The following is a 25,883-nucleotide window of genomic DNA, read 5'->3' as shown; positions in this document are numbered from 1 at the left end:
CAGCTCCTCCTATCGTTTCACGACTTTGTTAACCAAAGCGGAAGGATCACATGTAAAATCGCCGCTGTATTCCACAGTCCCAATGGTGCAGCCTGCGCCGATCCGCACATGATTTCCGCGGACTGTCTTCGCGTTCGTGTCCGCCAATTCAATGATGTCACCCTCAATCAGCTCTGCTGTCAGCACCGGGGCCGGCATCAGCTTAAAACGCGTAAGCACGCTCTTTCTGCTCATCACTTTCAAATGGCGGCAGCCGATTTCTTTCACCCGGCTTTCTCCCGCCGCCAGCTTCATACTGACTTCATCGGCATTCAGCAGGCCGCCGATCTTGCATTTGCCTTCCGAACGGAACGTCTCTGTCTCGCAATCGCCTTCAATCCCGGCTTTCCCGGATATGAAAATATCATCAGCTTTCACACCGCCGCCGAAAGATGAAAATCCCGCGACGTTCAGCCGCTCCGTTTTGACATCACCTTTAATGACACCCGTTCCGTTGATACGGATGGATTCAGCTTCGGCGCTGCCGGAAATTTTCCCCGAACCGCTGATCGTCAGCGTTTGCGTCTTGACATGTCCGTCTGTTTTTCCGCTGCCGTTAAACAAAAGGCTCGTGCACTCCACATCACCCGACACCGTGCCGCTTCCGTTAATCTCCACTGTATGAAAACGGCCTCCTTTTGAACTTCCCGAACCGTTAATGATTAATTTATCTGTTACTTCCATTGATGGTCCTCCTGCATCCATTTCGTTTTTAATTCTTCCGATGCCGCAGCAAGCGCCACCCGTTCAACCACTTTGACAGTCGGTTCAAATAAAATATGTTCCGCGTCTGCGATGAAGCACGTCGTTACGCCGAGCTTTCGGAGCATGACAAGCTCCGTATTCGCTTTCAGCTCGGAAGCCTCATACGTCTTCAGCACCCCCGCCGCCAATTTTCCTTCCTCAAGGCTGATATTGCCCGATTGCAAAAGCCCTTCAAGCACATATAAAGACAGCAGCGCGCGGGACGTGAATGTCACGCCGTCTTCGCCATAAACTTGCAGCGCGGCTTTTGAAATCAGTCCCTTTTGAAGCAGTTCCGCAGACGTTATATTGACATCAGTCATTTGCGGAGACAGCATTTCTCTCATTTCATCCAGAGACAGATTTTCTTTCATTTCCTGTATTTTTGAGATGCGTTTTAATATTTCCGCTCTCGGAAAAAATGTTTCCTGGCCTGTAAACGTCGATTTTCGGATAAACCATTCTTCAGGAATTAAATTTTTCCGTTTCCACCGGTACAGCTGCCCGTATGAAATTGATGTTTCTTCCAGCAATTCTTTTTTAGAAATCAGTTGTTCCTCCATGAATCCAGCTCCTTCGATGAACGTATTGTAACATAACACTGTTACGTTGTTAAGCCTGGAAATATAAAAATGCCGTAAACCGCTGCTGCCTGTCTTTTTTATTCAATAAAAAAACGCCCGGATGCGGGCGTTTTTTCTCACGTCAAATCTCTGTAATTTTGCTGGCGCAACGCTTCATATACAAGAATCGCGGCCGTGTTGGACAGGTTTAATGATCTCACATGCTCGGTCATCGGCAGACGCAGGCAGCGGTCCATATTGTTTTCGATCAATTCTTTCGGAAGTCCGCTCGTTTCTCTGCCGAATACGAAGAAAAAGTCTTCCTCTGTATTTGAGTAATCAAATGATGTGTGCGGCTTTTGGCCGAATTTTGTAATGAAGAAAAACTTTCCGTTCTCATATGCCTCAAATAATTCTTCCAATGAATCATGATATACGACGTTGACGAACTCCCAATAATCGAGTCCGGCTCGCTTCAGCATTTTATCATCGGTTGAGAATCCGAGCGGGCGGATCAAATGAAGCGTTGTGTCTGTTGCCGCACAAGTACGTGCGATATTTCCCGTATTGGCCGGGATTTCGGGTTGATATAAAACGACATGTAATGCCACGATGTTCACCTCTGTTTTTTATTCCGCCCACCATTATATCATTAATTACTCTTTTGTCGTATCATCCGTAATATGAAAATACGCATATCTGATGGAAGGAGTATACGCCGTTGAATCCTCATATGACCAATATCTCATTCTGCTGTCATACGTTTGGGCATTGACGAGCGGCATATTGCTTTTATCTTTTGCGACCACGATCGCCGTATGATTAAAACGGCCGTCTCCTTCAAAATCATAGCAAATGATATCTCCGGGCATCAGTTCTTCAGCTCTTGATACTTGCAATGCGCGGAGCCCTGCCTTGGATTGGGCCAGATACATCTTCATCGAATGCGCGACCGTCCAGCTGTAGCTCCACGAGCTTGCCTTCATCCACCAGCCTGAGCCTCTGTTCGGATGCCCCCGCATCGGTGCTTTTCCGGCATGTAAACATTGGGAAATAAAATTGGTGCAATTATCGCTGAAATTTTTATAAGCGGGATTTCGTTTATTCCAAAACTTCTCCGCGTACTGCACGGCAGCCAGACGGTCGTATTGAAACGCCCGCCCGAAATCTTCCCGTTCACTCCGCTCATATTCAATTACGCTGTTTCCGTCAGAAAATCCCGCTGGTTTTTTCTTTACTTCCCGGTCTTTAATCAAAAGCTCATCATAGAGAAATGCAGTCCGTTCCTCAATCTGCTCTTCTAAGTAAAGGTGTCCGTCATGCTCCTTGCACAAATATTCGAAATGAATCGTGTACATGACGCATAACGTGCCGTCGTCCTCAAGACTGCTTTTGACAATGACGGCTTTTGCCTTCGCCTTCACGATATCAACTTTCCGTTTTTCAAACAGCTCTTTTTTTCTCGTCAGGACCTCAAGATCGCCGGCCTGCCCATTCTGCCTCATCTCGGTTCCGTTGATTAAATAATGAAGCCGGGCCTCCGCTAAATCTTCAATAATATGCTTCAAGCGCTCCACCCACCATACGATTTTATAAAGAAAAAACACTTGAACTCCGGCCAAGTGCTTTTTCTCTATACATATGTCAGGACCGGCCGGTTTTAGTCTTATCAGAAACCGATAACAGCTCCAGTCCCTTTTCAATTTCCCGTATGGCGTCCTCATCCTGCTCCTTTTGAAGCGCTTTTTCTAATTCCTCCGCATAATCAGGATCACCGATTTTCCCGATGGCCCAGGCGGCCGTACCCCTGATGACGGGGCGCGGATCTTGGTGCATCAAGGCCGTTAATTCCGGAAGAGACGAGGCATCTTTAAAATGAGCCAAAGCTAAAATCGCATTCCGCTGTATCGGCTTCTTGCCGCGCCATGATCCCGATACATGTCCGAATTTTTCTTTGAATTCGCGGTTGCTTATGGTCAAAAGCGGCTTTAACAGCGGCTTTGCGATTTCCGGATCAGGCTCCATCTGCGGATGAAGATGAAAATCTTTCCCCTTATTAATCGGACAGACCGTCTGGCACGTGTCACAGCCATACAGACGGTTTCCGATTTTCGTGCGGAACTCATCCGGCAAAAATCCCTTTGTCTGGGTCAGGAACGAAATACAGCGCTGGGCGTTAAGCTGTCCGGGATTGACGAGTGCGCCGGTCGGACAAGCGTCTAGACATTTTGTGCACGTACCGCACATATCTTCAATCGGCACATCCGGTTCAAAGGGCAGATTGGTGATCATTTCAGCCAGATAGACGTAAGAACCGTATTCAGGCGTGGTGATCATGCAGTTTTTGGCGCTGAAGCCGATTCCCGCCCGTTCAGCCACGGCCCTGTCGGACAACTCTCCTGTATCCACCATTGACTTTGTGCGGATATCCTCATGTTTGCTTTGGAGAAAATTCTCCAGCAGATCAAGCTTTTCCCGCAGCACATCATGATAATCCTTCCCCCAGGAAGCTCTGCAAAAAATGCCGCGCCGCCCGTCCCTCGTGCTCCTCGGCGCATCTTTCATTTTGGAAGGATAAGCAAGGGCGATGGCGACGATTGATTTGGCTTTCGGGAGAAGCAAAGACGGAGTAACCCGTTTTTCAATATCCGGCTCTTCAAAACCGGATAAATAGCCGAGTGATTCCTGAAGAATCAGCCGGTCCCTCAGACTGTCGAACGTATCAGCCGTCGTAAACCCTATTTTGTCAACTCCGATGCTTTTGGCGTATTCGATTAATTCCTCTTTCAGTTTATGAATATTCATTTTTTGCACAGCCTCCTTTCTTTGTGATCAGGCTCCCGCACGGGTATAATAGAGTTTTATCATCCCGAAATGGAGTGAACACACTTGAACATCAGTTTAGATCCACTTATTGCTGAACGGGTGCCGGGGATCAAAGCGGCAGCCGTCTTATATGAACAGATCGAAGTCGGGCCTGCTCCGCAAATGCTGAAAGGCCGCCTCCGTTTATTTCAAGAATCTCTTTACTTTGATTATGCTGACGGCGGTATAGATGAGCAGCCTTTTGTTAAAGAGTGGGCGCGTATGATGGAACAGCTCAGTCCCGCCTTTTCAGGACAAAAAACGCCGATGGAGCTTATGCTCGGCGATATTTCCCGGGAACGATTCATTGAAAGTGTGAATTCAGCCCATGATACCATACTTTTTTTCTCCTTGAAATATTCATTGCCCATCATGGCGTATGACGCCGCAGAAATAGATGAACCGATTTCGATTACAATCGGAGAAAAAGAACACGTACTTGCTTTCTCCGACTCTGGCGGCATTTTCGGCGGCCTTACCGGACATATCAACACCCGCCCTGTAACAACCGGCACAAAGAAAATGCTGCAGCTGATCTTTTTCCCGCCTTCATTTCATGCCGACGCGGCGGATGAGCTGCTATCATCTTTAACCAAAATGTTTGAACAAATTCACGGAGGCACGCATACCGTCTCTTGGCTTTCATAAAAAGACACGCCTTCGTGTCTTTTTTCACATAAAAAAACGCAATACTTCGTTTATCAGAGAAACGAAACACTGCGTTAATAACGTATGTATGGAGCGGGTGATGAGAATCGAACTCACGACATCAGCTTGGAAGGCTGAGGTTTTACCACTAAACTACACCCGCATCAAAGTTTTTTGTCAGTACCGATTTGATGTTTCTAATATTACATGTATATTTTTTTTTCGTCAAGGGAATGTTAAAAAATTTGTCGAAAAAAATTCTTTTTTTGTCCACATGTTAAGTTAGGTTTACATTTTGTTAAGAATCTCATACAATATAAAAAAGAAGAAAACTTGAGGTACGCCCTGATGATGAAAAATAAAGTAAAAGAGCTGAGAGCCAGATTCGGCTATTCTCAGGAAACGCTCGGAAAAGAAGCCGGAGCCACCAGACAGACGATTGCAGCGATTGAAAAAGGAGATTATGTGCCTTCACTCTTATTGGCGCTTAACATCTGCCGGGCTTTCTCACTGCCGATGGAGGAAGTTTTCTGGCTGGAGGAGGAGAAAAAATGAGTTTGAAAAGAAAAGCGTGTTTTCACCTTGCACTCTACGGATTGGCCTGCTGGACGCTTATTTCCTTTATGGAAGCGGCACCGCGGATCGCTCAGTTTTTCCAAACGGAGGGGAGCAGTTCATTTGAGCTGAATATCACTCCGTTTCTGCTGTTTATCATTTGTGCCGCATTGTATATCTATGCCGAAAAGAAAAAACGAAACGGCAAAAAGCACAGGCTTGTGCCCGATGAATTTGAGGAACAGGATGAAAGAGAACAAATGATGACGGCTAAAGCTTGCCGTTCCTCGTATATCGCCATTTACTTCTCATTGCCGGCCGCAGCCGTTCTGCTTTTGTTTTATCCGCTGATTCAGCCGCATCTACCTTTTTTTCCGATTCTTTTGATTTTCATTCTGATGATGATTCAGCATTTGGCTTATGTTTTCACTTTTCATAAGCACGGCAAAAACTCCGGTTCATGACAGATCCGGAGTTTTTTATGTTACCAGCTCGCTTTTTTTACCCCGGGAACCCGGCCTTTATGGGCCAGCTCCCTGAATGCGATTCTGGACAGTTTAAATTTTCTCATATATCCGCGGGGCCGCCCCGTCACCGTACAGCGGTTATGAAGCCTGGCCGGAGCAGAATCACGCGGCAGTTTGCTCAGCGCTTCCCAGTCGCCTTTTGCCTTTAATTCTCTTCGGATGTCCGCATATTGTTCAACAAGCTTCTGCCGCTTGAGCTCTTTGATTACTTTTGATTTTTTTGCCATTTCAGCACTCCTAACAAATCGTAATAATTACGTTTTGTATCATATCATCCAGATGAGCATCGTGCAAGCTAAGCGCTTAAAAAGGCGGGTGAATACCCGCCTTCACTGCCGGCATTTCCCCGGAAATGAAACCGCAGAAAGCACCCGCCATCAATGATCCGCCTTGCGACGTCATCAGACTGTCGCTTTATTTCCTCTTGCAAAATGGTCGTTTCCCATTGCTTCACCCAATCTGCGCTCAAGCTTTTTCGTCCGCTCATTCTGAAACGGCAGAAGCGGAAACACGAGTTCAGCCAGATAATAAGCTTCTTCCAGATGCGGATAGCCTGAAAAGATAAACGAATCAATGCCGAGTGCCTGATACTCTAAAATTCGATCAGCGACAGTCTGCGGATCACCGACAAGCGCCGTGCCCGCTCCGCCTCTGACCAGTCCGATGCCGGCCCAGAGATTCGGGCTGATCTCAAGCTTCGAGCGGTCACCGTTATGAAGATCGGCCATCCGTTTTTGTCCCGATGAATCAGCGCGCCGGAGCGCAGCCTGCGCTTTCGCAATTGTCTCTTCGTCTAAATGGCTGATTAATCGTTCAGCCGCTTCCCATGCCTCTTCCTCAGTCTCCCGGACAATCACGTGAAGTCTGATGCCAAAACGCATCGTCCTTCCTTCCTTGGCAGCCTGTTTTTTAACAGTTTCAATCTTTTCTTTTACCTGCTCCGGCGGCTCTCCCCATGTTAAATAGACATCTGTATGTTTCGCCGCAGCCTCAATTCCCGCCTGTGATGAACCGCCGAAATATAATGGCGGATGCGGAGACTGTTTTGGCGGGAACAGGAGGTTGCTGTTTTCCACCTTGATATGGTCCCCTTCATATGTCACCGTTTCGCCCCGCATGAGACCGCGCCAGACGGTTAAAAATTCTTCAGTCGCCTTATAACGTTCATCGTGGCTGATAAACATGCCGTCTCCCGCCAGTTCATAAGGATCTCCGCCCGCTACGACATTTACGAGCAAACGGCCGTCTGACAGCCGGTCCATTGTCGACGCCATTCTCGCGGCGACAGACGGCTGCATCAGTCCCGGCCGGACCGCCACTAAAAATTTCAAGTCACTCGTTTCCCCCGCTAAAGCGGCAGCCGTCAGCCACGGGTCTTCACATGATCTCCCCGTCGGCAGCAGAACCCCCGTATACCCGAGTCTGTCCGCCGCCTGTGCCACTTGCTTAAAATAAAGATGATCCGCCGTTCTCCCTCCCGTTTGCGTCCCTAAATACCGGCCGTCACCATGCGTCGGAATAAACCAAAGAATCTCCATATGAATCTCTCCTTTTTTAATAGGTTACCCTTCATAACTGTTCCGCCATTTTAATAGTTTCCGCTCGAGCATTCTGACCAATGCATCTGTCAGCTTGCCGACAGCCGCAAAAATGATAATGCCGACAAACACCTTATTTGTCTGTGAAAATTGTCTCGCATCCATAATCATATAGCCGACGCCCGCGCTCGATCCCATCAGTTCCGCCACCACAAGGCCGAGCCACGCAATACCGAGAGAGAGCCGGATGCCGAGCAGGATATTCGGCAGAGACGCCGGAAGAATCAATTTCGCCATCTGCTGATACCAGTTAAACTCCAGCACCCGGGCGACATCAAACAGCTTTGCGTCCACGCTGCGGATTCCGAGAAACGTATTAATGTATACAGGGAAAAAAGCCCCCAATGCGATCAGCAGAATTTTTGATGTCTCATCAAATCCGAACCACAAAATAAACAGCGGGGTCACCGCCAAGTGCGGAACCGTCCTGAGCATTTGCAGAGACGGATCGAGATACGCTTCCGTCCGCTTTGAGAAACCGACCAGCAGCCCGAAAACAAGTCCGAGGCCCGCGCCAAGCAGAAATCCGGCAGCCGCCCGGTATAAACTGATCTCTAAATGACCCCACAGCTCACCTGAAAGAAGAAGTTCCTGAAACGTCTGCAAGATGACGACAGGTGACGGGAGCACCGTTGCAGAGACGATGCCCAGACTTGCGATAAACTGCCATACTGCGATGACCGCAGCCGGGAGTACAATCCCTTTCATCCATTGGTATGAATACTTCCGGGATCTTGCCAGAGCTTTCTTTTCTGATTGGCTTATTGCGCCGGCAGCCGTTGGTGCTTCTGCTTTCATTACTTGCCATCCCCCGTTTCACGCGCTTTTTTAATAAATGAATTGTCGACAACGTCTTTTACATGAATTTTCTTACGAATCGCTTTTGTTCGATATTGAAAATCAGCGGTTTCCTGCTGGGCTTTGACAATATCATCATTGATCGGTTCATTGAGAGGCTCAGTATTGTTAAGCACGTTTCTGACGACTTTCGGATCAAGATGTTTGATTTTCGCATATAAGGAGACGGCTTCATCTTTGTGTTCCTTTTGCCATGTAACTGCTTTATTGAACACTTTCAGAAAACGGACAACCTCATCCGGGTGTTCTTTGGAAAATCCCGTTCTGACTAACGTGAAACCGGGAGAATATAAATCCGTGCTCTCTCCGTTCGCTAATATTTCCGCCCCGTGCTGCAGCGTTTCAATCGACAAATACGGCTCCCAAATCGACCATGCATCAACTGATTTGTTTTCAAAAGCGGAAACCGCCTCATCAGGCTGAAGCTGAATGATGGTGACGTCATCGGCGGAAAGTCCGGCTTTATCCAAAGCTTTATAAAGAAAATCAAAGCCGCTGCTCCCTTTGGCTACGGCGATTTTTTTACCTTTCAATTCTTTCAGGCTCTGAATCCCGCTGTCCTTGTTTACGAGAATGCCGTTTGCTTTTAACCCGTCCTGAGACAGCCCGATCTCTTTAAAATCAATTCCTGCCGCCTGGCCGGAAATGACCGGTGAATTGCCGACCTGGGAAAAATCAAGCTTATCGGCGGCAAGACCTTCAAATTGCGGGGGACCGCTTTGGAATTCGACCCATTTTACTTTTATTCCGTCTTTTTTGAAGGTCTCTTCAAACCAGCCTTTTTCCTTGGCAATGAGAAGCGGGCTTAAACTCTGCTGGATGCCGATCCGGATTTCTTTCACCGTTTTCCCGCTCCCTCCTGTCCCGTCTGCACTGCATCCGGCTGACATCATGACTGCTGCGGCTAAAAGAATGATGATTTTTTTCACTTCGCTTCGTCCCTTCTATATCCCGGACCCGTCCGCAAACCGGAGGTCTTCCGTTTTCTCAAATTCAGAAAGCACCTTCTGCCGGACGGCCTGAAAATCCGCTGATGTCCGATTGCGCGGATGCGGAAGCTGAATCGGCATCAGGCTGTGCAGCCGGCCGGGCTTTGCCCTGAGGATCGCCAGCTTATCGCCTAAATAGACGGATTCATCAATATCATGCGTGACCAGAATCATCGTCGTTTTTTTCTCGCGCCATATATCAAGCAGCACATCCTGCAAATGTTTTCTCGTAAAAGCGTCAAGCGCCCCGAACGGTTCATCTAAAAGCAGCACCTCCGGCTCACGCAAAAGGGCTCTGGCGATGGCAACCCGCTGCGACATGCCGCCGGATAATTCGCGCGGATAAGCGTTCTCCGCTCCCTGCAGCCTGACAACCTCAATCAGATCATCCACTTTTTTCCGAACGGCCGGGTCGTTCATATTGAGATCGGCAGCGATGTTTTGTTTTACCGTCAGCCAGGGAAACAGCCGGTGCTCCTGAAAGATAAATCCCTGCCGGATGCCCGGTCCCGACACATGGCGGCCGTTTATTGCGACAGAGCCTTTATAATCGGTATCAAGACCGGCAATCAATTTTAAAAGCGTGCTTTTGCCGCATCCGCTCGGCCCGATGACAGTCAAAAATTCTCCCGATGCAATTGACAGCTCAATATCATTCAGCACCGGTGTTTTCCGGCCTCCATGCTCAAAAGCTTTTTCTTGTATGCTGATGGTTACAGCCATCTGTCTTCCCCTCTCTTTCTGCCGCATGCGATCGAAAAACAAAAAGGCCCCCATCTCCGATTGCTTGCAGAGATGGGAGCCTTCGGCGGTCCGATCGGCAACCCGTTTGTTTTTAAATTTGAATATCATGTTAATTCAAATTATTCCGACTTGTCAACTGTTTTTTATAAGGATTAAAATACGCCCTCCGGCATAACCCTGCCAGAGAGCGCATCAGCTGTATCACGTATTTACTTCCTTTTCTTGCCGGGCGATTTTTAATAATGTCCGCGCGTTGTTGCCGAAAATGTTTTCTATATCTTCTTCCCGCATATTGATTTCCCGGCAGGTCCTCACCTGCTCCTGAAGATATCTGTATACATATCCTCTCGGAAATCCGTTCGAATCCGTCCCGAAGATGATCCGATCAGCACCGATTAATTCAGATGTCTTTCGAAACAGAATTTCCAAATCAAGCGGGTACGGCATCCACCTCATCCACTGATTTGAGCCGGACGTGTCAATATACACATTCGGGCAGCTCCAGCACAGCTGCAGCAGTTCCTGATAATATCCGGCGCCGAAATGCGGAATGATGAACGGTATATCAGCATACTCTCTCGCGACGCGATAGATGGAGAGCGGGTTGATGTTGCGATGGCTGACAATGCCCCCCGCTCTCCCTAAAAGTCCGAAGTGAATTAATACAGGCAGTCTTTTGTCAGCCAGATACGTCCACAGCTTTTTCAGCGACGGATCATGAAACTCGATGTCTGTCAGCGGCCCGAACAGTTTATATCCTTTCAGACCGAGCTCTTCAACCGCTCTTTTCAGCTCCTCATACGCATCCTTTTGTTCCAAAGGATGATATGCAAATCCGGTAAACCTCGCCGGATTTGCTTGAATAAACGCCGCCATCCGGTCATTGCTCTCTGCAGTTAAAAAATTCAGCACATCAATGCCGTACTTATCTAATTCTTTCTCCCATCTTGTCATCAAAGCGATTTCGCCGTCATCGCCATCAACATCATGCGGATCAGGAAAATCCCAAGTGAGATTCATTCTTTCCGACCGCTCCCGGTTATAATCGGAAGAAGTCTTATCGTTTTTGCCGAAATTAAGGCTGTACGGCAGATGACCGTGAATATCGACAGGTTTAAAATGCTGCCGGAAAAGCATACAATCGCCGCCTCCCTTACCGCCTGACAATAAAAAAAGACCCTTATCCAGTGAAGAATAAGAGCCTCTTGTGTCCAAGTCAGCGGTTTCTATTTTTTCTCATATTAAACCTATTATTCCCCTCAGTCAAGTGGTCTTTCAAACCCAAACTTTCTTTCCGATAATAAAAATAATTATTTTATAATCATTATAAAATAATATTGACTTTTTACTGATAGGTGATATTATGTTCTTATAAATCTAAAGAGGTGATCACATGAGTTCAAATAAATTGACAACCAGCTGGGGCGCTCCTGTCGGAGATAACCAAAACTCAATGACGGCCGGCGATCGCGGTCCTGCTTTAATACAAGACGTCCATCTGCTTGAGAAATTGGCGCACTTTAACAGAGAACGAGTTCCGGAGCGTGTCGTTCACGCAAAAGGCGCGGGCGCACACGGTTATTTTGAAGTCACAAATGACGTTACAAAATATACGAAAGCCGCATTTCTGTCAGAAGTCGGTAAACGCACGCCGCTTTTCATCCGTTTCTCAACCGTTGCGGGCGAACTGGGCTCTAGTGACACAGTGCGCGACCCGCGCGGATTTGCCGTTAAGTTTTATACAGAAGAAGGAAACTACGATATCGTCGGAAACAATACACCCGTGTTCTTCATCCGCGATGCCATCAAGTTCCCTGACTTTATCCATACACAAAAAAGAGATCCGAGAACACATCTGAAAAATCCGACGGCCGTTTGGGATTTCTGGTCTTTGTCACCCGAATCCCTGCACCAGGTAACCATTCTGATGTCAGACCGGGGCATTCCGGCGACTCTTCGCCATATGCACGGATTCGGAAGCCATACATTTAAATGGACAAATGATAAAGGCGAAGGCGTCTGGATTAAATATCACTTTAAAACAGAGCAAGGCGTGAAAAACCTTGATGTTAATACAGCCGCAAAAATCGCGGGCGAAAATCCCGATTACCATACGGAAGATTTGTTCAATGCGATTGAAAACGGCGATTTCCCCGCATGGAAATTATATGTTCAAATCATGCCGTTAGAAGATGCAAACACATATCGCTTTGATCCGTTTGACGTCACAAAAGTATGGTCTCAAAAAGACTATCCGCTCATCGAAGTCGGCCGCATGGTTCTGAACCGCAATCCGGAAAATTACTTTGCGGAAGTAGAACAGGCGACGTTCTCTCCCGGCACATTAGTCCCCGGCGTCGACGTCTCACCTGACAAAATGCTTCAAGGCCGGTTGTTCGCATACCATGACGCGCATCGCTACCGTGTCGGCGCGAACCATCAGGCGCTGCCGATCAACCGTTCCCGCAATGAAGTGAAAAACTATCAGCGTGACGGACAAATGCGTTTTGATGATAACGGCGGCCGCTCCGTCTATTACGAGCCTAACAGCTTCGGGGGCCCGAAAGAGTCACCTGAAGATAAACAGGCGGCATATCCTGTATCAGGTTTCGCTGACAGTGTAAGCTATAACCATCATGATCATTACACACAAGCCGGCGACCTGTACCGCCTGATGAGCGAGGAAGAGCGCGCGCGCCTTGTCGCCAATATTGTCAGTGCGATGAAACCTGTGGAAAAAGAAGAAATTAAGCTGCGCCAGATCGGCCACTTCTACAAGGCTGATCCTGAATACGGCAGACGCGTTGCCGAAGGACTCGGACTGCCGTCACCAAAATAACATCAAAAAACCTGCCGGTCTGCCCGGCAGGTTTTTCCTGTTTATTATCAATAAAACCGTTTTTTTCTCAATTACACGAAGTGGCATGCCGCAAAATGATGAAGCCCTTTTTCTGACAGCGCCGGACTTTTCTCAGCACATATCTTCTCGGCTGCCGGACATCTCGTTCGGAATTTACAGCCTGAAGGCGGATCAGAGGGGCTCGGTATATCACCCTTTAAAATTATCCGCTCCCTTTTCGCTCCGGGATCAGGAACAGGCACGGCTGATAACAGCGCTTTCGTATAAGGGTGAAGCGGCCGTGAAAAGAGCTCCTCCTTTGACGCGTATTCCACAATCGTCCCTAAATACATAATGGCGACCTTCGTACATAAGTGCTCCACCACGCTTAAATCATGAGAAATGAACAAATATGACAGCCCGTGCTGTTTTTGAAGGCTGCTGAACAAATTGATCATCTGCGCCTGGATGGAGACATCTAACGCCGCCACGGGTTCATCCATAATGATAAATTGCGGCTTGAGCGCCATCGCTCTTGCAATCACGATCCGCTGCCGCTGCCCTCCGGAAAATTCATGCGGATATCGGTCGATAAAGTTTGCGGAAAGTCCGCAGGCTTCAAGAACCTCCGCCGCTTTATCACGCGCATTCCGCTTTACCGCCAATTGATGCTCGATCATCGCTTCACCGATGGCTTCTCCGATCCGGCGCCGGGGATTTAAAGAACTGAACGGATCTTGAAAGATGAGCTGCGCTTCCGATCTGAAAGTTTTGAGCTCGCGCCGGCTCATCCGAAACACATCACGCCCCTGAAAAAACACCTCTCCCCCTGTTTTCTCATGAAGCCTCAAAATGGTCTTGCCGATTGATGACTTTCCGCTGCCCGATTCTCCCGCTAAGCCGAACACTTCTCCCTTTCCTATCGTAAAACTGACGCCGTCGACCGCTTTTACGGGTTTTTTATGAGTCTTTCTCATCCCCCCATGCTCCTCGTAATATTTTTTCAGCCCCTTGACCTCCAGCAACACATCACTCATCTGCTTTCTCCTCTCTGTAAAGCCAGCACGCCGCCTGATGCCCCTTCCCGAATTCAGTAAAATGCGGGCTTGATCTCCGGCATATTTCTGTGCTGTGTTCACATCGCTCCGCAAAATAACAAGACGATCCGGACAGGTCCGCAAGCTCGGGGACCTGCCCCGGAATGGTGTAAAGCGTCTCCCTTTTTTGACCGATAACCGGCTTGGCCGCGAGCAGCCCTTTTGTATACGGATGCTTCGGATCAGAAAACAGCTCTGCAACCGGTCCTTCCTCCACAATTTTACCCGCATACATGACAATCACATAATCAGCCATTTCAGCAACCACGCCAAGGTCATGAGTAATGAATAAAATAGACGTGCGAAATTGCTTTTTCATATCCCGCAATAAATCCAATATCTGCGCCTGAATGGTTACGTCAAGCGCTGTCGTCGGCTCGTCGGCAATGATCAGTTTCGGATCGCAGCTTAGCGCGACAGCCGTCATGATGCGCTGCAGCATGCCGCCGCTCAGCTCATGAGGATATCGGTGCATAACCTGCTCGGCATTCGGGATCTCCACTAACGTGATCAGTTCAACGGCCCTCCGCCATGCCTCTTTCTTACTCAGCAACAAATGTTCGCGAATCGGTTCGGTCAGCTGCTCACCGATTGTAAATACCGGATTCAAAGATGTCATCGGTTCCTGAAAAATCATCCCGATTTCGCTGCCGCGGATTTTCTGCATGTCTTTTGGTTTCAATTCCAACAGGTTCCGTCCGGAAAAATGCACCGCTCCCCGTTCGATTCTCCCCGTCTCGGGAATAAGCTGCATAATGGACAATGACGCCATGCTTTTCCCGCAGCCGGACTCTCCTACAATACAAACCGTTTCCTCCTCATGTATCGTAAAGCTGACATCGTCCACGGCCTTTACCGCGCCCTCCTCTGTATAAAAAGCCGTTTCCAAATGCCTCACTTCTAAAAGCGGTTTTTTCATTTCATTTTCACCTGCCGTTTTACCTTAGGATCAAAAGCGTCTCTTAAACCGTCTCCAAGCAGATGAATCGCCACAACGGTCAAAAAAATGGCCGTTCCCGGCGGAATCCACAGCCACGGGCGGAGTGTAAAATCCATAAAATGATTCGCCGCTTCCATCATGTTTCCCCAAGAAGGTGTCGGCGGAGCAACGCCAAGCCCGAGAAAACTCAGCGCAGATTCACTCAGCATCGCTCCCGCCACATGCAAAGTCGCCGCTACCAGTAATAACGGCAATGTGTTGGGAAGCAAATGATAGAGGATTTTCCGTTTATCACTAAGCCCCAAAACTTCCGCGGCCATCATAAACGGCTGCTCCTTCAGCGACAAAATCTGTCCGCGTACAAGCCGCGCCAAACCGGGCCATCCGATCAGGCTTAACATCATCATAATCAGGTACATTCTGTATTCAGAAGGCACTTTCCACTCCGACATCACCGCAGCCAAAATCAAAAGCAGCGGCAGGCCCGGGATGGACATGAGCATATCAGCAATGCGCATAATGATCATATCAGCGGCTCCCCGATAAAACCCGGCCGCAGCCCCGAGTAAAGAGCCGATGACAAGCGACAGCACCATTGAAGCAAGCCCCACGGTCAGAGAAATCTGCCCCGCCAGCATCAGCCTCGTCAGCACATCTCTCCCGTACTGGTCGGTTCCAAGCCAATGATGAACCCCCGGCTGCTGATTGGCATTTGAAATATCCGTCCGATCTGTTATGTACGGAGAAAAAGACGGCCCGATAAAGCACAATAAAAACATAAAACATAAGAAAAGAAGACTGATGACCGTCAGCTTATGCTGCAGCAGGCGGCGGTACGTCTGCTTCCAAAGAGAAGGCGGCACCCCTTTTTGTTTTTTCATTCCGAACACCCCCTATTTCAGCCTGACCCGCGGATCAACCGCGGCATAAGCGATATCCGCCAAGAAGTTCCCCACAATCGTTAAACAAGACAAAAACAAGGTAAACGCCATCAAAACCGGATAATCACGATAATGCACAGATTCAAGCTGAATACGGCCGACACCCGGCCACCCGAAAATCTGTTCAATAATGATGGCTCCGGAAAACAGTCCCGGCAGTTCAAAAGCAAGCAGGGTGATGGCCGGAATAAGCGCGTTTTTCAACGCATGTTTCCAGATGACGGTGCGCTCTTTCAATCCCTTCGCTCTCGCCGTTCTGATATAATCCTGTCTGATCACGTCCAGCATGCCGGAGCGGAAATACCTTGTCAGCGAGCCGATGCCGAGCATAGATAAAATCACGACCGGAAGGATCATATGTCTGGCGGCTTCAAGCACGTACGAAAAACCTGTACTCGTGCTTCCGGTATCAATCATCCCGCCGACAGGCAATATTTTCAAATCCACCCCAAACCACTTAATAAACAGAAGGCTGATAAAAAAAGACGGGAACGCCATGGAAGCAAAAACAAGAAACGTCACGATCCCGTCAAACCATGAGTATTTCCTGACAGCGGATATGACACCCGTTATCATCGCGGCTGACCATGTGACAAGCAACGCCAAAAAGGCGACAAAAAACGAATTCCAGACATATTTCCGAAGCAGTGACAGGACGTTCTCCTGATATTTCAAAGAAAACCCAAAATCTCCGCTGAGCACATTTCCGAGCCACGTCACATAGCGCTTCCAAATCGGCTGATCCAGCCCGTAAAGCGCTTTTAACTCCTTCGCTCTTTCCGGAGTCAGGTTTACATTGGAATCAATATAATCGCCCGGCAGCATGGCGAATAAGAAAAAAATAATAAAGGACGTACCGAATAAGATCACAAGCATTTGAATGAATCGTTCTGCGGCATACCGTTTCATAAAAAGCCCCTCCTTTCCGCTGAAAGGGCAAAATCCCCAGGATGCATCGGGTATTTTGCCCAACCGTTCTATTGAATTGAGACATTTGAGAGACTTGAACTGATTCCAGAATAATTGTCAGGTTCAAGCCCTTTTATTTTTCCGCTGACCGCCCTTGCGCTCTGACGGTAATGAATCAGAATGTAAGGCGGGTTTTCCCCGAGCTCCCGGTACAGCTGGTGATAAATCTCTTTTCTTTTGCTGATATCAAGCGTGCCGGTTCCTTTCTCTATCAGCCGGTCCGCTTTCGGATTGGAATACCCCGTCACATTATTGGGATGGCCGGAAGCCAGCTTTTCCACCGTGTCATTCGGATCAAGGATCTGCGAGGTGGAAACGGCGGCAAGGTCATATTGTTTGTCATTGATTTTCGCTACTTCTGTATTAAAATCCATCACTTCCGGTTTTAATGAGATTCCGATGTCCGCATAATTTTCTTTCGCTATCGGGATGAAATCATCATCCGCTTTAGACGTGTAATAGCTGATTTCAAGCTTTTTGCCGTTTTTTTCACGTACACCGTCTTTGCCCGTTTTCCAGCCTGCTTCATCAAGAAGCTTTTTGGCTTTTTCAGGGTTAAACGCGTACCGATTGACACCCTTGTCATCATAAGCCCACGAAACCGGAGACACCGGAACATTCGCGACCTCTCCGTAGCGTTTAAAGCGGACATCGACGATTTTTTGACGGTCAAGTCCGTAAATAAGCGCCTGGGACACTTTCTTATCTTGAAAAGGCGGACGCTTGTGATTGACGTATACAAGCCCGTAATCATTCACGACAGATACGCTTATATTGGCAAAACCGAGACTTTTTAAATGCTGAACCGTATCATCATCAGGTGAGAAAGAAGCGTAATCAAGGTCACCCGTTTCAAACAGCTGAAGGGAAGTTGACGGATCGATAATTTTATAAATCAGCTTTTCCGTTTTCGGTTTTCCGGCATAATAGTGTTCATTAGCCTGATAGCGTATTTCCTGTCCCGGAAGGTATTCTGTAAATTGGTAAGGTCCCGCTCCGAGAGGTTTGGCATAAAGCTCTTTTAAATAATCCAGTTTGCCGAATTGATATTTCTTCCCGTAGTAAGCTTCTGACAGCACCTGCCCGCCCAAAAGAAGCAGCGACTTCGCACTGACTTTCTCAGTCGTGATTTGAATGGTTCTGTCATCAAGGACGCGAATGCCCTCTATCGTCTTTGCCTTTCCTTCTTTGTAAGCCTTACCGCCTTTAATATAAGCCGTGGTGATATCTTCATAGCCCGCGTATGCAGGATCATGCAGCAGTGTTAAAGTGAATGCGGCATCCTTTGCGGTCAGCGGTGAACCGTCGCTGAAAACGAGATTTTTTCTTAAACGGAACGTGTATGTAAGCTGATCTTTGGAAATTTTCCAGCTTTCCGCAAGAGCCGGAGCAGGCTTCCCCGTTTTATCCAGTTTGACTAACGGTTCAAAAATAGGATCTGTCGCATTTCCATCCCAGCCGTTTTCGTAAAAGTACGGCAGAAACACGCCGCCCGGCGCGGAAATCCCAGCAACAAAAGTGTCAGTTCTGGCTTTCGATTTAGCGGGAATCGCCGCCGGATGAGAAGCTTTAAATTCCTTTGTCTTGACATGGGCGATACGTGTTTCTTCCTTTTTATCAGCCGCAGATGACGGTTCTTCCCCGACACTCCCTAACGCGCACCCTGATAACACGATGGATACCGACAGCGCGAGTACCGTTGTTTTTATCCTCCATTTTCTCTCCTTCATCTTTATCGAACCCCCGCATGCTTTTCATCTATCTTTATATAAATCTGCTCCATCTGTTCCTCATTTCTCATAATCTCCCGTTTGTTTTTCTCTACAAGCAGTTCGAAATTCAATGTGTGTTTTCTGTACTTTTTCCGTTTTTTGCTCTTTTTGCGCACATGTGATACCTTTTTTAACGCCACTTTTCATCCCTCCGCTTTTCATTTCATTCAATGACTTTCACGCAAAAAAGGCCCTTATCTGTTTAATAGATAAGAGCCTTCGGTGATCCGATCAGCCATCGTTTGGAAATATGTAATGATTATGTTAATTCATACAATCCCTACCTGTCAACTATAATTTAAAATATCGTGTCCTTCCGGGGGTTTTCCTCATACACTCTCTCATTTTTCCGCATATGCTAGAAAACATAGCAGATTACAAGTGAAAGTGAGTGAGAATGTGGAAAAGACAACATTGACCGGTCGCATCGTCAAAAAAGATGACCCGGACTATAATGCTGCAAGAACCAATATCAATTTAAGCCTGCAAAGATATCCAGACATCATTGTGTTTTGTCAAAACAAACATGACGCCCTCAATGCGGTGAGATGGGCACGTGAGAACAATGTGCCCTTCCGTATCAGAGGCGGAAGACACAGCTACGAAAATTTTTCTCTGTTAAATGACGGACTAGTCATTGATCTCAGTGAAATGAAGAAAATAAGAGTAAATGAGGATAAGCGGCTGGTCTCGATTGAAGCGGGAGCCGAATTGGGGGAAGTCTACCGGACACTCTGGCGGTACGGCTTGACCCTTCCTGCGGGAACCATTGCGAATGTGGGAATCACGGGGCTGACGCTCGGGGGAGGAATCGGATATTTAACAAGAACTGCCGGACTGACTTGCGATCGTCTCCTCCAGCTTGAAATGATCATAGCGGACGAAAAAGCGGGTGCTGACTTGATCACGGTCAACCGCTCAAAGCACTCTGATCTATTTTGGGCATCTCAGGGCGGAGGGGGAGGCAACTTCGGCATTGTCACATCCATGATGTTTAAAGCCGTGCCGATCTCGTGCGTGTCTGTTTTTTCTGTCACTTGGGGCTGGGATGATTTCGAGGAAGTATTTAACACGTGGCAGCGCTGGGCTCCATTTACAGACAACCGGCTTACCTCATCAATTCAGTTTTGGCCTAAGGAAGTCAACCGCATAGAAGCGCTCGGTCAATTTACCGGGACAAAAGAGGAGCTGAAAGAACTGCTGGCTCCGTTAATGAAAGCGGGAAAACCGACAAGCGGCATGGTCAAGACAGTGCCATTTATTAAAGCGGCAGCCTTTTTTAACAGCCCGGGAGGCAATCAGCCGCAAAAGATGAAGCGGTCAGGATCCTTTATTGAAAAACCATTATCAACACGCGCAATATCCACTTTAAAGCGCTATTTAGAGCACGCTCCGAACGAAAACGCCAGTGTCTGGCAGCAATCTCTCGGCGGGGCGGCCGGACGGATCGCTCCGGACCAAACGGCATTCTACTATCGCAACGCAATCATTGCCCAAGAATATATTACAACTTGGACATCTGCTGAAGAAGAAAGACAAAATGTCCGCTGGATCGAAGGACTGAGAACGTCCCTATCAAGAGAAACGATGGGAGATTATGTGAATTGGCCTGATAGAGAAATCAGAAACTGGCTGCAAACGTATTACGGAGAAAATGTTCACCGCCTCCGTCAAATCAAAACGAAATATGATCCGGAAAATATATTCCGCTTCGAGCAGAGCATTCCGCCGCTTCGCCGTTCACCGTTTTTCTAAAAAAGATGAAGATGGACACACTCCATCTTCATCTTTTCTTTTATTGATATAAGCGGCTTCCCTTCTCTGCAAACTCTTTTGCTTTTTCTTTCAGCCCTTCATTGACGGCCTCGTCTTCAGTAAGTCCGTTTTCCTTCGCATAATCACGAATATCCTGAGAAATTCTCATGCTGCAGAACTTCGGGCCGCACATCGAACAGAAGTGAGCCGTTTTTGCGCCTTCAGCCGGCAGTGTTTCATCATGATATTCCATTGCTCTTTCAGGATCAAGCGACAAATGAAATTGATCACGCCACCGGAATTCAAACCGCGCCTTAGACAGAGCATCGTCACGGATCTGTGCACCCGGATGCCCTTTAGCAAGGTCTGCGGCATGTGCCGCGATTTTGTACGTAATGACGCCTTCTCTTACATCATCACGATTCGGCAGCCCCAAATGCTCCTTCGGCGTGACATAGCAAAGCATCGCCGTCCCGTACCAGCCGATCATCGCCGCGCCGATTGCTGAAGTAATGTGGTCATAGCCCGGAGCGATATCCGTCGTTAATGGGCCGAGCGTGTAAAAAGGCGCCTCTTTACAAATTTCCAGCTGCTTGTCCATGTTTTCCTTAATTTTATGCATCGGCACATGACCCGGTCCTTCGATCATCACTTGCACATCGTGCTTCCACGCAATCTCCGTCAATTCTCCGAGAGTCTCCAATTCCGCAAACTGCGCTTCATCATTGGCATCCGCAATCGAACCCGGACGAAGCCCGTCACCAAGTGAAAAAGCGATATCATAGGTCTTCATGATTTCACAAATTTCTTCAAAATGCGTGTACAGAAAGCTTTCCTGATGATGAGCCAGGCACCATTGCGCCATAATTGCCCCGCCGCGGGATACGATTCCCGTCGTGCGTTTAGCCGTTAACGGGACGTAACGAAGCAGTACGCCGGCATGGATGGTGAAATAATCCACGCCCTGCTCCGCCTGCTCAATCAATGTGTCACGATAAATGTCCCACGTTAAATCCTCGGCAATGCCATTAACTTTTTCAAGCGCCTGATAAATCGGCACCGTCCCCACAGGCACGGGGCAGTTGCGGATAATCCATTCACGCGTCGTATGAATGTCTTTTCCCGTGGATAAATCCATCATCGTATCGGCGCCCCAGCGAATCGCCCACGTCATTTTTTCGACTTCTTCTTCGATAGAAGATGTAACAGCCGAGTTGCCGATATTGGCATTAATTTTCACATGAAAATTCCGGCCGATAATCATCGGCTCGCTTTCCGGGTGGTTGACGTTAGAAGGAATAATCGCCCGGCCGCTGGCTACCTCGTCTCTGACAAATTCGGGAGACACATGCTCGCGAATTGCGATAAACTCCATTTCCGGCGTAATGATGCCTTTTCTCGCATAATGCAATTGTGTTACATTTTTCCCCGGCTTGGCCCGAAGCGGTTTCCGCTGCAGGCCGGGGTATTCGGCGGCACGGCCCTCTTTTTTATAGCCGTTGTCTTCAGGTCTCACGGTCCGGCCGTTATATTCTTCTACATCTCCGCGCCCGGTAATCCACTTTGTGCGGAGCGCCCCCAGACCTTCATGAATATCAATCTGTACATCCGGGTCTGTATACGGTCCGCTCGTATCATAAACACGGACCGGCGCATTCTCCTCTTCCCCGAATGCCCCCGTAGTCGCACTCAGGCTGATTTCCCGCATCGGCACTCGTATGTCGGGCGAAGAACCTTCTGCATAAACCTTTTTACTGCCGGAAAAACTCGACATAATGGAAATGTTCGCTTGCTGTACTGATTGATTTTGCATACAAATCTCTCCTTTATCATTTGAATAACAGAACCAAGCTCAGCACCAGCACAAAAAAACCGGGTTCAAAGAAGAACCCGGTTTTGCAGTCAGAAAGAAACTATTATTGTTTTCATTCATCAACAATAATAAAACCTTTACTTCCCCACGCTGGTACGAACCAGATCAGGTCCAAAGGGTTAAGAAGCCGCCGCTTCTCTCTCAGCCCGCTCAGACGGGCACCCCCAGTAACTATTGATTTCGCTCTCATCGTAACATAAGTTGTGTACAAAAAAAAGCATATTATCAAAATTCAGATAACGAGACGGTCATAAGCTCTGTTTCCCGAACGCCTTCTTCGGTATTAAAAACCCGATAACCCTTTGCGGTTTCCCGGGAAGAGACAGCGCGGAACAGCTGACCGTCTTTATAATGAAGCGCAGCGCCGTCATCAGCGGCATAGCCCTCCCTGAGTTTCTTTTCGGAAATCAGGCGGTGATACACCGGCCGGCGCTCCGCTTCTCCGTCATAGTGCGGACAAAAGCTGCCCGGCAAAAATCCTAAAGCTCTTAACTCTCGCAAATCCCCCGCTGAATCCGTCACTCCTTCTTCATACCAGCAAATCGCTCCGGCGCTGAGACCCGCCAAGATGATGCCGTTTTCCCAAGCTTCACGAAGAATAAGGTCAAGCCCCCACTCTTTCCATAAGACAAGCATATTGCGCGTATTTCCGCCGCCGACATATATAATATCTTTCTTCATGAGAAAGGATCTGAGATCAGAACCCGGCGGTTTAAACAGCGACAAGTGATCCGGCTCACACCACAGCTTTTGAAAGGCCTGATAAAACCTGCTGATATAATTCTCCGAATCTCCGCTTGCCGTCGGCAAAAAACAAACTTTCGGCTTTGACCGCGCCGACTGCTCTAAAATATACTGATCCAGCACAAGATGATCCGGCTCCATGGAAAACCCCCCGCCGCCCATTGCAATAATCTGCTTCAATGTCATCACCTCTTTTTTCTCAAGTATAACAGCTCATTAAAAAGGCGTTATCCCAATTTCGGATAACGCCTTCAAAAAGTATTTATTATCTGAAATACGCACCGTATAACATAACGGAGATCCCCGCGGCGATAATCGCCGGAACAAGCTTCGAACGGGCATACTTCACAACATTGATCCCCAACACCGTATTATCACTGAGGGGAGAAGCAAACCAAATGTTCCGCTCGCAAACACGGCCCCGATCGCTAATAATAAGCTGGTATGTAACTGAACCGCCAGCGTCCCAAGTCCCCCAGGATGACCCGATAAAATAGGATATAACAGCCCCCAGTATAAAAAGAGACGGCGCAATAAACATATGAGGGATCCATGATGTTAAATGAGAAGTAACATATTTCGAGAATCCCAGATTTTCAGCTACTGCTGTTACGGCCCAAATCAGCGATAACATAATAATAACGTTGACCAATTCGTTTCCGCCCTTAATAAAATGGGTAACAAGCTCGCCTGCAGGAAAGCGCTGAAACATAAAAAGAGCTAATGCTGCAATAACCGCTGCCAATAATGCGATTAACATGACCTCAAGCATATCGCTTTTGAATGGCAGCCCCACCAGCTGAGAAACAGTGTTAATAGCAAAAGCAGCCGATCGGAAAGATTAAACTCCACGGCCGAATCGGTGTTTCCTTAATATAAGCACGGTGCGCCGAATCCAGCTCCTCCTGCTGCAGGTATCATGTTTTCACAAGCCTTGGAGGATATTTTCATACAACAAAAAAGGCTTCTACAATATGTAGAAGCCTTTGTATACCGGTGGCCGGGGTCGAACCGGCACTCCAGAAGGAACACGATTTTGAGTCGTGCGCGTCTGCCAATTCCGCCACACCGGCATGTAATGCGTCGTGTTCAACCGACGTATATAAATATAACATGCATTTTATAAAGTGTCAATGGTTTTAGTAAAGTTTTTTCAAATGGTAATGCAGTATATACGATACAAGCAAGAAACTTATATTGATAGTCTTCACGCTTTTATTATATAAAAAAAAGCGACCTGCAATATGCAAATCACTCTCATATATGTTTTATAATAAGAAAATTGATGACCAATTTAACATAATTCGCTCAAAGTTAAATTGGTGCCGAGGGCCGGACTTGAACCGGCACGGTAGTCACCTACCGCAGGATTTTAAGTCCTGTGTGTCTGCCAATTCCACCACCCCGGCAATAGAAAGGCGACACCCGGATTCGAACCGGGGATAAAGGTTTTGCAGACCTCTGCCTTACCACTTGGCTATGCCGCCGTAATTGGAGCGGAAGACGGGATTCGAACCCGCGACCCCCACCTTGGCAAGGTGATGTTCTACCACTGAACTACTTCCGCAACATGTAAAAGAACTTAATACATCTTATGCTGTTGTTTTTAAAAAAATGCAACTGGGCTAGCTGGATTCGAACCAACGCATGACGGAGTCAAAGTCCGTTGCCTTACCGCTTGGCTATAGCCCAATGATAATATGGGGCGATTGATGGGAATCGAACCCACGAGTGCCAGAGCCACAATCTGGTGCGTTAACCACTTCGCCACAACCGCCATAATCTGAAGATGAATAAATAATATAGTGGCAGGGGCAGTAGGAATCGAACCCACACCGGAGGTTTTGGAGACCTCTGTTCTACCGTTAAACTATGCCCCTATTTATAAAATGGTGGAGGGGGGCAGATTCGAACTGCCGAACCCTGAGGGAGCGGATTTACAGTCCGCCGCGTTTAGCCACTTCGCTACCCCTCCATCATTTAGAGTGCCGGCCAGAGGACTTGAACCCCCAACCTACTGATTACAAGTCAGTTGCTCTACCAATTGAGCTAGACCGGCAAATGGTGGCTCGGGACGGAATCGAACCGCCGACACACGGATTTTCAGTCCGTTGCTCTACCAACTGAGCTACCGAGCCTTTTTATAAATGGCGGTCCGGACGGGACTCGAACCCGCGACCTCCTGCGTGACAGGCAGGCATTCTAACCAACTGAACTACCGGACCATTTTTTTGGTTGCGGGGGCAGGATTTGAACCTGCGACCTTCGGGTTATGAGCCCGACGAGCTACCGAACTGCTCCACCCCGCGATGATAATGGTGGAGGATGACGGGCTCGAACCGCCGACCCTCTGCTTGTAAGGCAGATGCTCTCCCAGCTGAGCTAATCCTCCATCATATAAGTGACCCGTACGGGATTCGAACCCGTGTTACCGCCGTGAAAGGGCGGTGTCTTAACCGCTTGACCAACGGGCCCTGGTATTTTTTCGTTTGTTATGTATTGATAATTAGTGGCGGAGAGCAAGGGATTCGAACCCTTGAGACGGGGTTACCGCCTACACGATTTCCAATCGTGCTCCTTCGGCCACTCGGACAGCTCTCCATAAATGGCTCCGCAGGTAGGATTCGAACCTACGACCGATCGGTTAACAGCCGATAGCTCTACCACTGAGCTACTGCGGAATGAAGTCTGCCTGGCGATGTCCTACTCTCACAGGGGGAACCCCCCGACTACCATCGGCGCTGAAGAGCTTAACTTCCGTGTTCGGCATGGGAACGGGTGTGACCTCTTCGCCATCATCACCAGACGTTTTAGTGACATGTA

25 protein-coding genes, 17 tRNA genes, 1 rRNA gene and 1 riboswitch are annotated in these 25,883 nt (G+C 48.1%); of the genes, 5 read left to right on the top strand and 38 right to left on the bottom strand.

Annotated features, from left to right (window positions below):
• Window positions 1–9: 9 nt before the first annotated feature.
• The 5 genes from VP472_RS04515 to queG all read right to left on the bottom strand — a co-directional run bounded on the left by VP472_RS04515 (window position 10) and on the right by queG (window position 4,151).
• On the bottom strand, window positions 10–723 hold the full coding sequence (locus VP472_RS04515; RefSeq protein ID WP_230014206.1) for a polymer-forming cytoskeletal protein: 714 nt from the start codon (window positions 721–723) through the stop codon (window positions 10–12).
• A complete protein-coding gene (locus VP472_RS04510) occupies window positions 714–1,346 on the bottom strand; it encodes a YhbD family protein (protein ID WP_025852205.1) in 633 nt (210 codons plus the stop codon). The genes VP472_RS04515 and VP472_RS04510 overlap by 10 nt, the downstream gene beginning before the upstream one ends.
• Window positions 1,347–1,483: 137 nt before the next feature.
• Window positions 1,484–1,966 (bottom strand): tRNA (uridine(34)/cytosine(34)/5-carboxymethylaminomethyluridine(34)-2'-O)-methyltransferase TrmL, encoded by a 483-nt coding sequence (gene trmL, locus VP472_RS04505; protein WP_007610253.1) that lies wholly within the window; start codon window positions 1,964–1,966, stop codon window positions 1,484–1,486.
• A gap of 36 nt (window positions 1,967–2,002) precedes the next feature.
• Window positions 2,003–2,914 (bottom strand): amidase domain-containing protein, encoded by a 912-nt coding sequence (locus VP472_RS04500; protein ID WP_146277458.1) that lies wholly within the window; start codon window positions 2,912–2,914, stop codon window positions 2,003–2,005.
• Between the two features lie 76 nt (window positions 2,915–2,990).
• A complete protein-coding gene (gene queG / locus VP472_RS04495) occupies window positions 2,991–4,151 on the bottom strand; it encodes a tRNA epoxyqueuosine(34) reductase QueG (RefSeq protein ID WP_029973233.1) in 1,161 nt (386 codons plus the stop codon).
• 84 nt (window positions 4,152–4,235) lie between these two features.
• Between queG and VP472_RS04490 the strand changes: the two genes are divergently transcribed.
• Window positions 4,236–4,859 carry a hypothetical protein gene (locus VP472_RS04490; protein WP_022552809.1) on the top strand — a complete coding sequence of 208 codons (624 nt, stop codon included), beginning with the start codon at window positions 4,236–4,238 and terminating at the stop codon, window positions 4,857–4,859.
• An 89-nt stretch (window positions 4,860–4,948) separates the two neighbouring features.
• Here VP472_RS04490 and VP472_RS04485 read toward each other — a convergent pair.
• Window positions 4,949–5,022 (bottom strand) — tRNA-Gly (locus VP472_RS04485).
• A gap of 188 nt (window positions 5,023–5,210) precedes the next feature.
• Here VP472_RS04485 and VP472_RS04480 point away from each other — a divergent pair.
• Together VP472_RS04480 and VP472_RS04475 are read left to right on the top strand one after the other, a co-directional pair.
• Window positions 5,211–5,414 carry a helix-turn-helix transcriptional regulator gene (locus VP472_RS04480; protein WP_003155407.1) on the top strand — a complete coding sequence of 68 codons (204 nt, stop codon included), beginning with the start codon at window positions 5,211–5,213 and terminating at the stop codon, window positions 5,412–5,414.
• Window positions 5,411–5,878: a hypothetical protein gene (locus VP472_RS04475; protein ID WP_102422628.1), complete on the top strand. Its 468-nt coding sequence runs from the start codon at window positions 5,411–5,413 to the stop codon at window positions 5,876–5,878. Before VP472_RS04480 ends, VP472_RS04475 begins: the two co-directional genes overlap by 4 nt.
• Before the next feature lie 20 nt (window positions 5,879–5,898).
• On the opposite strand, the gene rpsN is transcribed toward VP472_RS04475, so the two are convergent.
• The 6 genes from rpsN to VP472_RS04445 form a co-directional block, all read right to left on the bottom strand.
• Window positions 5,899–6,168, bottom strand: coding sequence for a 30S ribosomal protein S14 (gene rpsN / locus VP472_RS04470; RefSeq protein ID WP_014417259.1), 270 nt, complete (start codon window positions 6,166–6,168; stop codon window positions 5,899–5,901).
• Between the two features lie 174 nt (window positions 6,169–6,342).
• A complete protein-coding gene (gene ssuD / locus VP472_RS04465) occupies window positions 6,343–7,479 on the bottom strand; it encodes an FMNH2-dependent alkanesulfonate monooxygenase (RefSeq protein ID WP_146276393.1) in 1,137 nt (378 codons plus the stop codon).
• 24 nt (window positions 7,480–7,503) lie between these two features.
• A complete protein-coding gene (locus VP472_RS04460; RefSeq protein ID WP_146276391.1) occupies window positions 7,504–8,337 on the bottom strand; it encodes an ABC transporter permease in 834 nt (277 codons plus the stop codon).
• Window positions 8,337–9,326, bottom strand: a complete 990-nt coding sequence (locus VP472_RS04455) for an aliphatic sulfonate ABC transporter substrate-binding protein (protein WP_102422626.1) — start codon at window positions 9,324–9,326, stop codon at window positions 8,337–8,339. Before VP472_RS04455 ends, VP472_RS04460 begins: the two co-directional genes overlap by 1 nt.
• Before the next feature lie 15 nt (window positions 9,327–9,341).
• Window positions 9,342–10,109, bottom strand: a complete 768-nt coding sequence (locus VP472_RS04450) for an ABC transporter ATP-binding protein (RefSeq protein ID WP_146276389.1) — start codon at window positions 10,107–10,109, stop codon at window positions 9,342–9,344.
• A 222-nt stretch (window positions 10,110–10,331) separates the two neighbouring features.
• Window positions 10,332–11,267, bottom strand: a complete 936-nt coding sequence (locus tag VP472_RS04445) for an amidohydrolase family protein (RefSeq protein ID WP_146276387.1) — start codon at window positions 11,265–11,267, stop codon at window positions 10,332–10,334.
• 256 nt (window positions 11,268–11,523) lie between these two features.
• Here VP472_RS04445 and katA point away from each other — a divergent pair, with 256 nt between their 5' ends.
• Entirely contained in the window at window positions 11,524–12,969 is a 1,446-nt protein-coding gene (gene katA / locus VP472_RS04440; protein WP_003155420.1) for a catalase KatA, read from the top strand.
• Window positions 12,970–13,040: 71 nt separating this feature from the next.
• Here katA and VP472_RS04435 read toward each other — a convergent pair whose 3' ends face one another.
• The 6 genes from VP472_RS04435 to VP472_RS04410 all read right to left on the bottom strand — a co-directional run bounded on the left by VP472_RS04435 (window position 13,041) and on the right by VP472_RS04410 (window position 18,828).
• Window positions 13,041–14,006 (bottom strand): ABC transporter ATP-binding protein, encoded by a 966-nt coding sequence (locus VP472_RS04435; protein WP_146276385.1) that lies wholly within the window; start codon window positions 14,004–14,006, stop codon window positions 13,041–13,043.
• A complete protein-coding gene (locus tag VP472_RS04430) occupies window positions 13,999–14,985 on the bottom strand; it encodes an ABC transporter ATP-binding protein (RefSeq protein WP_146276383.1) in 987 nt (328 codons plus the stop codon). Before VP472_RS04430 ends, VP472_RS04435 begins: the two co-directional genes overlap by 8 nt.
• Window positions 14,982–15,887, bottom strand: a complete 906-nt coding sequence (opp4C, locus tag VP472_RS04425) for an oligopeptide ABC transporter permease (protein ID WP_058906657.1) — start codon at window positions 15,885–15,887, stop codon at window positions 14,982–14,984. Before opp4C ends, VP472_RS04430 begins: the two co-directional genes overlap by 4 nt.
• Before the next feature lie 12 nt (window positions 15,888–15,899).
• Entirely contained in the window at window positions 15,900–16,856 is a 957-nt protein-coding gene (locus VP472_RS04420; RefSeq protein ID WP_003155429.1) for an ABC transporter permease, read from the bottom strand.
• A gap of 68 nt (window positions 16,857–16,924) precedes the next feature.
• Entirely contained in the window at window positions 16,925–18,646 is a 1,722-nt protein-coding gene (locus VP472_RS04415; protein ID WP_146276381.1) for an ABC transporter substrate-binding protein, read from the bottom strand.
• A 2-nt stretch (window positions 18,647–18,648) separates the two neighbouring features.
• Complete coding sequence (locus VP472_RS04410) at window positions 18,649–18,828, bottom strand: FbpB family small basic protein (RefSeq protein ID WP_003155431.1); 180 nt, start codon at window positions 18,826–18,828, stop codon at window positions 18,649–18,651.
• 259 nt (window positions 18,829–19,087) lie between these two features.
• On the opposite strand from VP472_RS04410, the gene VP472_RS04405 reads away from it, so the two are divergent.
• Entirely contained in the window at window positions 19,088–20,443 is a 1,356-nt protein-coding gene (locus VP472_RS04405; RefSeq protein WP_071392594.1) for an FAD-binding oxidoreductase, read from the top strand.
• 40 nt (window positions 20,444–20,483) lie between these two features.
• On the opposite strand, the gene thiC is transcribed toward VP472_RS04405, so the two are convergent.
• The 20 genes from thiC to rrf form a co-directional block, all read right to left on the bottom strand.
• Entirely contained in the window at window positions 20,484–22,256 is a 1,773-nt protein-coding gene (gene thiC / locus VP472_RS04400) for a phosphomethylpyrimidine synthase ThiC (RefSeq protein ID WP_042634986.1), read from the bottom strand.
• Window positions 22,257–22,381: 125 nt separating this feature from the next.
• Window positions 22,382–22,492, bottom strand: a riboswitch (TPP riboswitch).
• Window positions 22,493–22,541: 49 nt separating this feature from the next.
• Window positions 22,542–23,240 carry a Type 1 glutamine amidotransferase-like domain-containing protein gene (locus tag VP472_RS04395; RefSeq protein ID WP_146276379.1) on the bottom strand — a complete coding sequence of 233 codons (699 nt, stop codon included), beginning with the start codon at window positions 23,238–23,240 and terminating at the stop codon, window positions 22,542–22,544.
• A gap of 85 nt (window positions 23,241–23,325) precedes the next feature.
• Complete coding sequence (locus VP472_RS04390; protein WP_254455495.1) at window positions 23,326–23,832, bottom strand: Na+/H+ antiporter NhaC family protein; 507 nt, start codon at window positions 23,830–23,832, stop codon at window positions 23,326–23,328.
• Between the two features lie 219 nt (window positions 23,833–24,051).
• Window positions 24,052–24,133 (bottom strand) — tRNA-Leu (locus VP472_RS04385).
• Window positions 24,134–24,380: 247 nt separating this feature from the next.
• Window positions 24,381–24,469 (bottom strand) — tRNA-Leu (locus VP472_RS04380).
• 7 nt (window positions 24,470–24,476) lie between these two features.
• A tRNA-Cys gene (locus VP472_RS04375) sits at window positions 24,477–24,547 on the bottom strand.
• Between the two features lie 5 nt (window positions 24,548–24,552).
• A tRNA-Gly gene (locus tag VP472_RS04370) sits at window positions 24,553–24,627 on the bottom strand.
• A gap of 53 nt (window positions 24,628–24,680) precedes the next feature.
• Window positions 24,681–24,752: transfer RNA gene (locus tag VP472_RS04365), tRNA-Gln, on the bottom strand.
• Window positions 24,753–24,761: 9 nt separating this feature from the next.
• Window positions 24,762–24,837: transfer RNA gene (locus VP472_RS04360), tRNA-His, on the bottom strand.
• 29 nt (window positions 24,838–24,866) lie between these two features.
• Window positions 24,867–24,940, bottom strand: a tRNA-Trp gene (locus tag VP472_RS04355).
• A 10-nt stretch (window positions 24,941–24,950) separates the two neighbouring features.
• A tRNA-Tyr gene (locus VP472_RS04350) sits at window positions 24,951–25,035 on the bottom strand.
• Between the two features lie 11 nt (window positions 25,036–25,046).
• Window positions 25,047–25,119: transfer RNA gene (locus tag VP472_RS04345), tRNA-Thr, on the bottom strand.
• Between the two features lie 3 nt (window positions 25,120–25,122).
• Window positions 25,123–25,198, bottom strand: a tRNA-Phe gene (locus VP472_RS04340).
• Window positions 25,199–25,208: 10 nt separating this feature from the next.
• A tRNA-Asp gene (locus VP472_RS04335) sits at window positions 25,209–25,285 on the bottom strand.
• 7 nt (window positions 25,286–25,292) lie between these two features.
• Window positions 25,293–25,369, bottom strand: a tRNA-Met gene (locus VP472_RS04330).
• Window positions 25,370–25,376: 7 nt separating this feature from the next.
• A tRNA-Val gene (locus VP472_RS04325) sits at window positions 25,377–25,452 on the bottom strand.
• 10 nt (window positions 25,453–25,462) lie between these two features.
• Window positions 25,463–25,534: transfer RNA gene (locus VP472_RS04320), tRNA-Glu, on the bottom strand.
• 36 nt (window positions 25,535–25,570) lie between these two features.
• Window positions 25,571–25,661: transfer RNA gene (locus VP472_RS04315), tRNA-Ser, on the bottom strand.
• Window positions 25,662–25,666: 5 nt separating this feature from the next.
• A tRNA-Asn gene (locus VP472_RS04310) sits at window positions 25,667–25,741 on the bottom strand.
• Window positions 25,742–25,750: 9 nt separating this feature from the next.
• Window positions 25,751–25,866, bottom strand: a 5S ribosomal RNA gene (gene rrf, locus VP472_RS04305).
• Window positions 25,867–25,883 lie beyond the last annotated feature (17 nt).

Origin of the sequence: Bacillus sp. MT(2024) (assembly GCF_036362845.1) — a bacterium.
In the GTDB taxonomy this organism is placed as follows: domain Bacteria; phylum Bacillota; class Bacilli; order Bacillales; family Bacillaceae; genus Bacillus; species Bacillus velezensis.
Note: the sequence above shows the minus strand (reverse complement) of the source record. Positions and strands in the feature narration are given on the sequence as shown.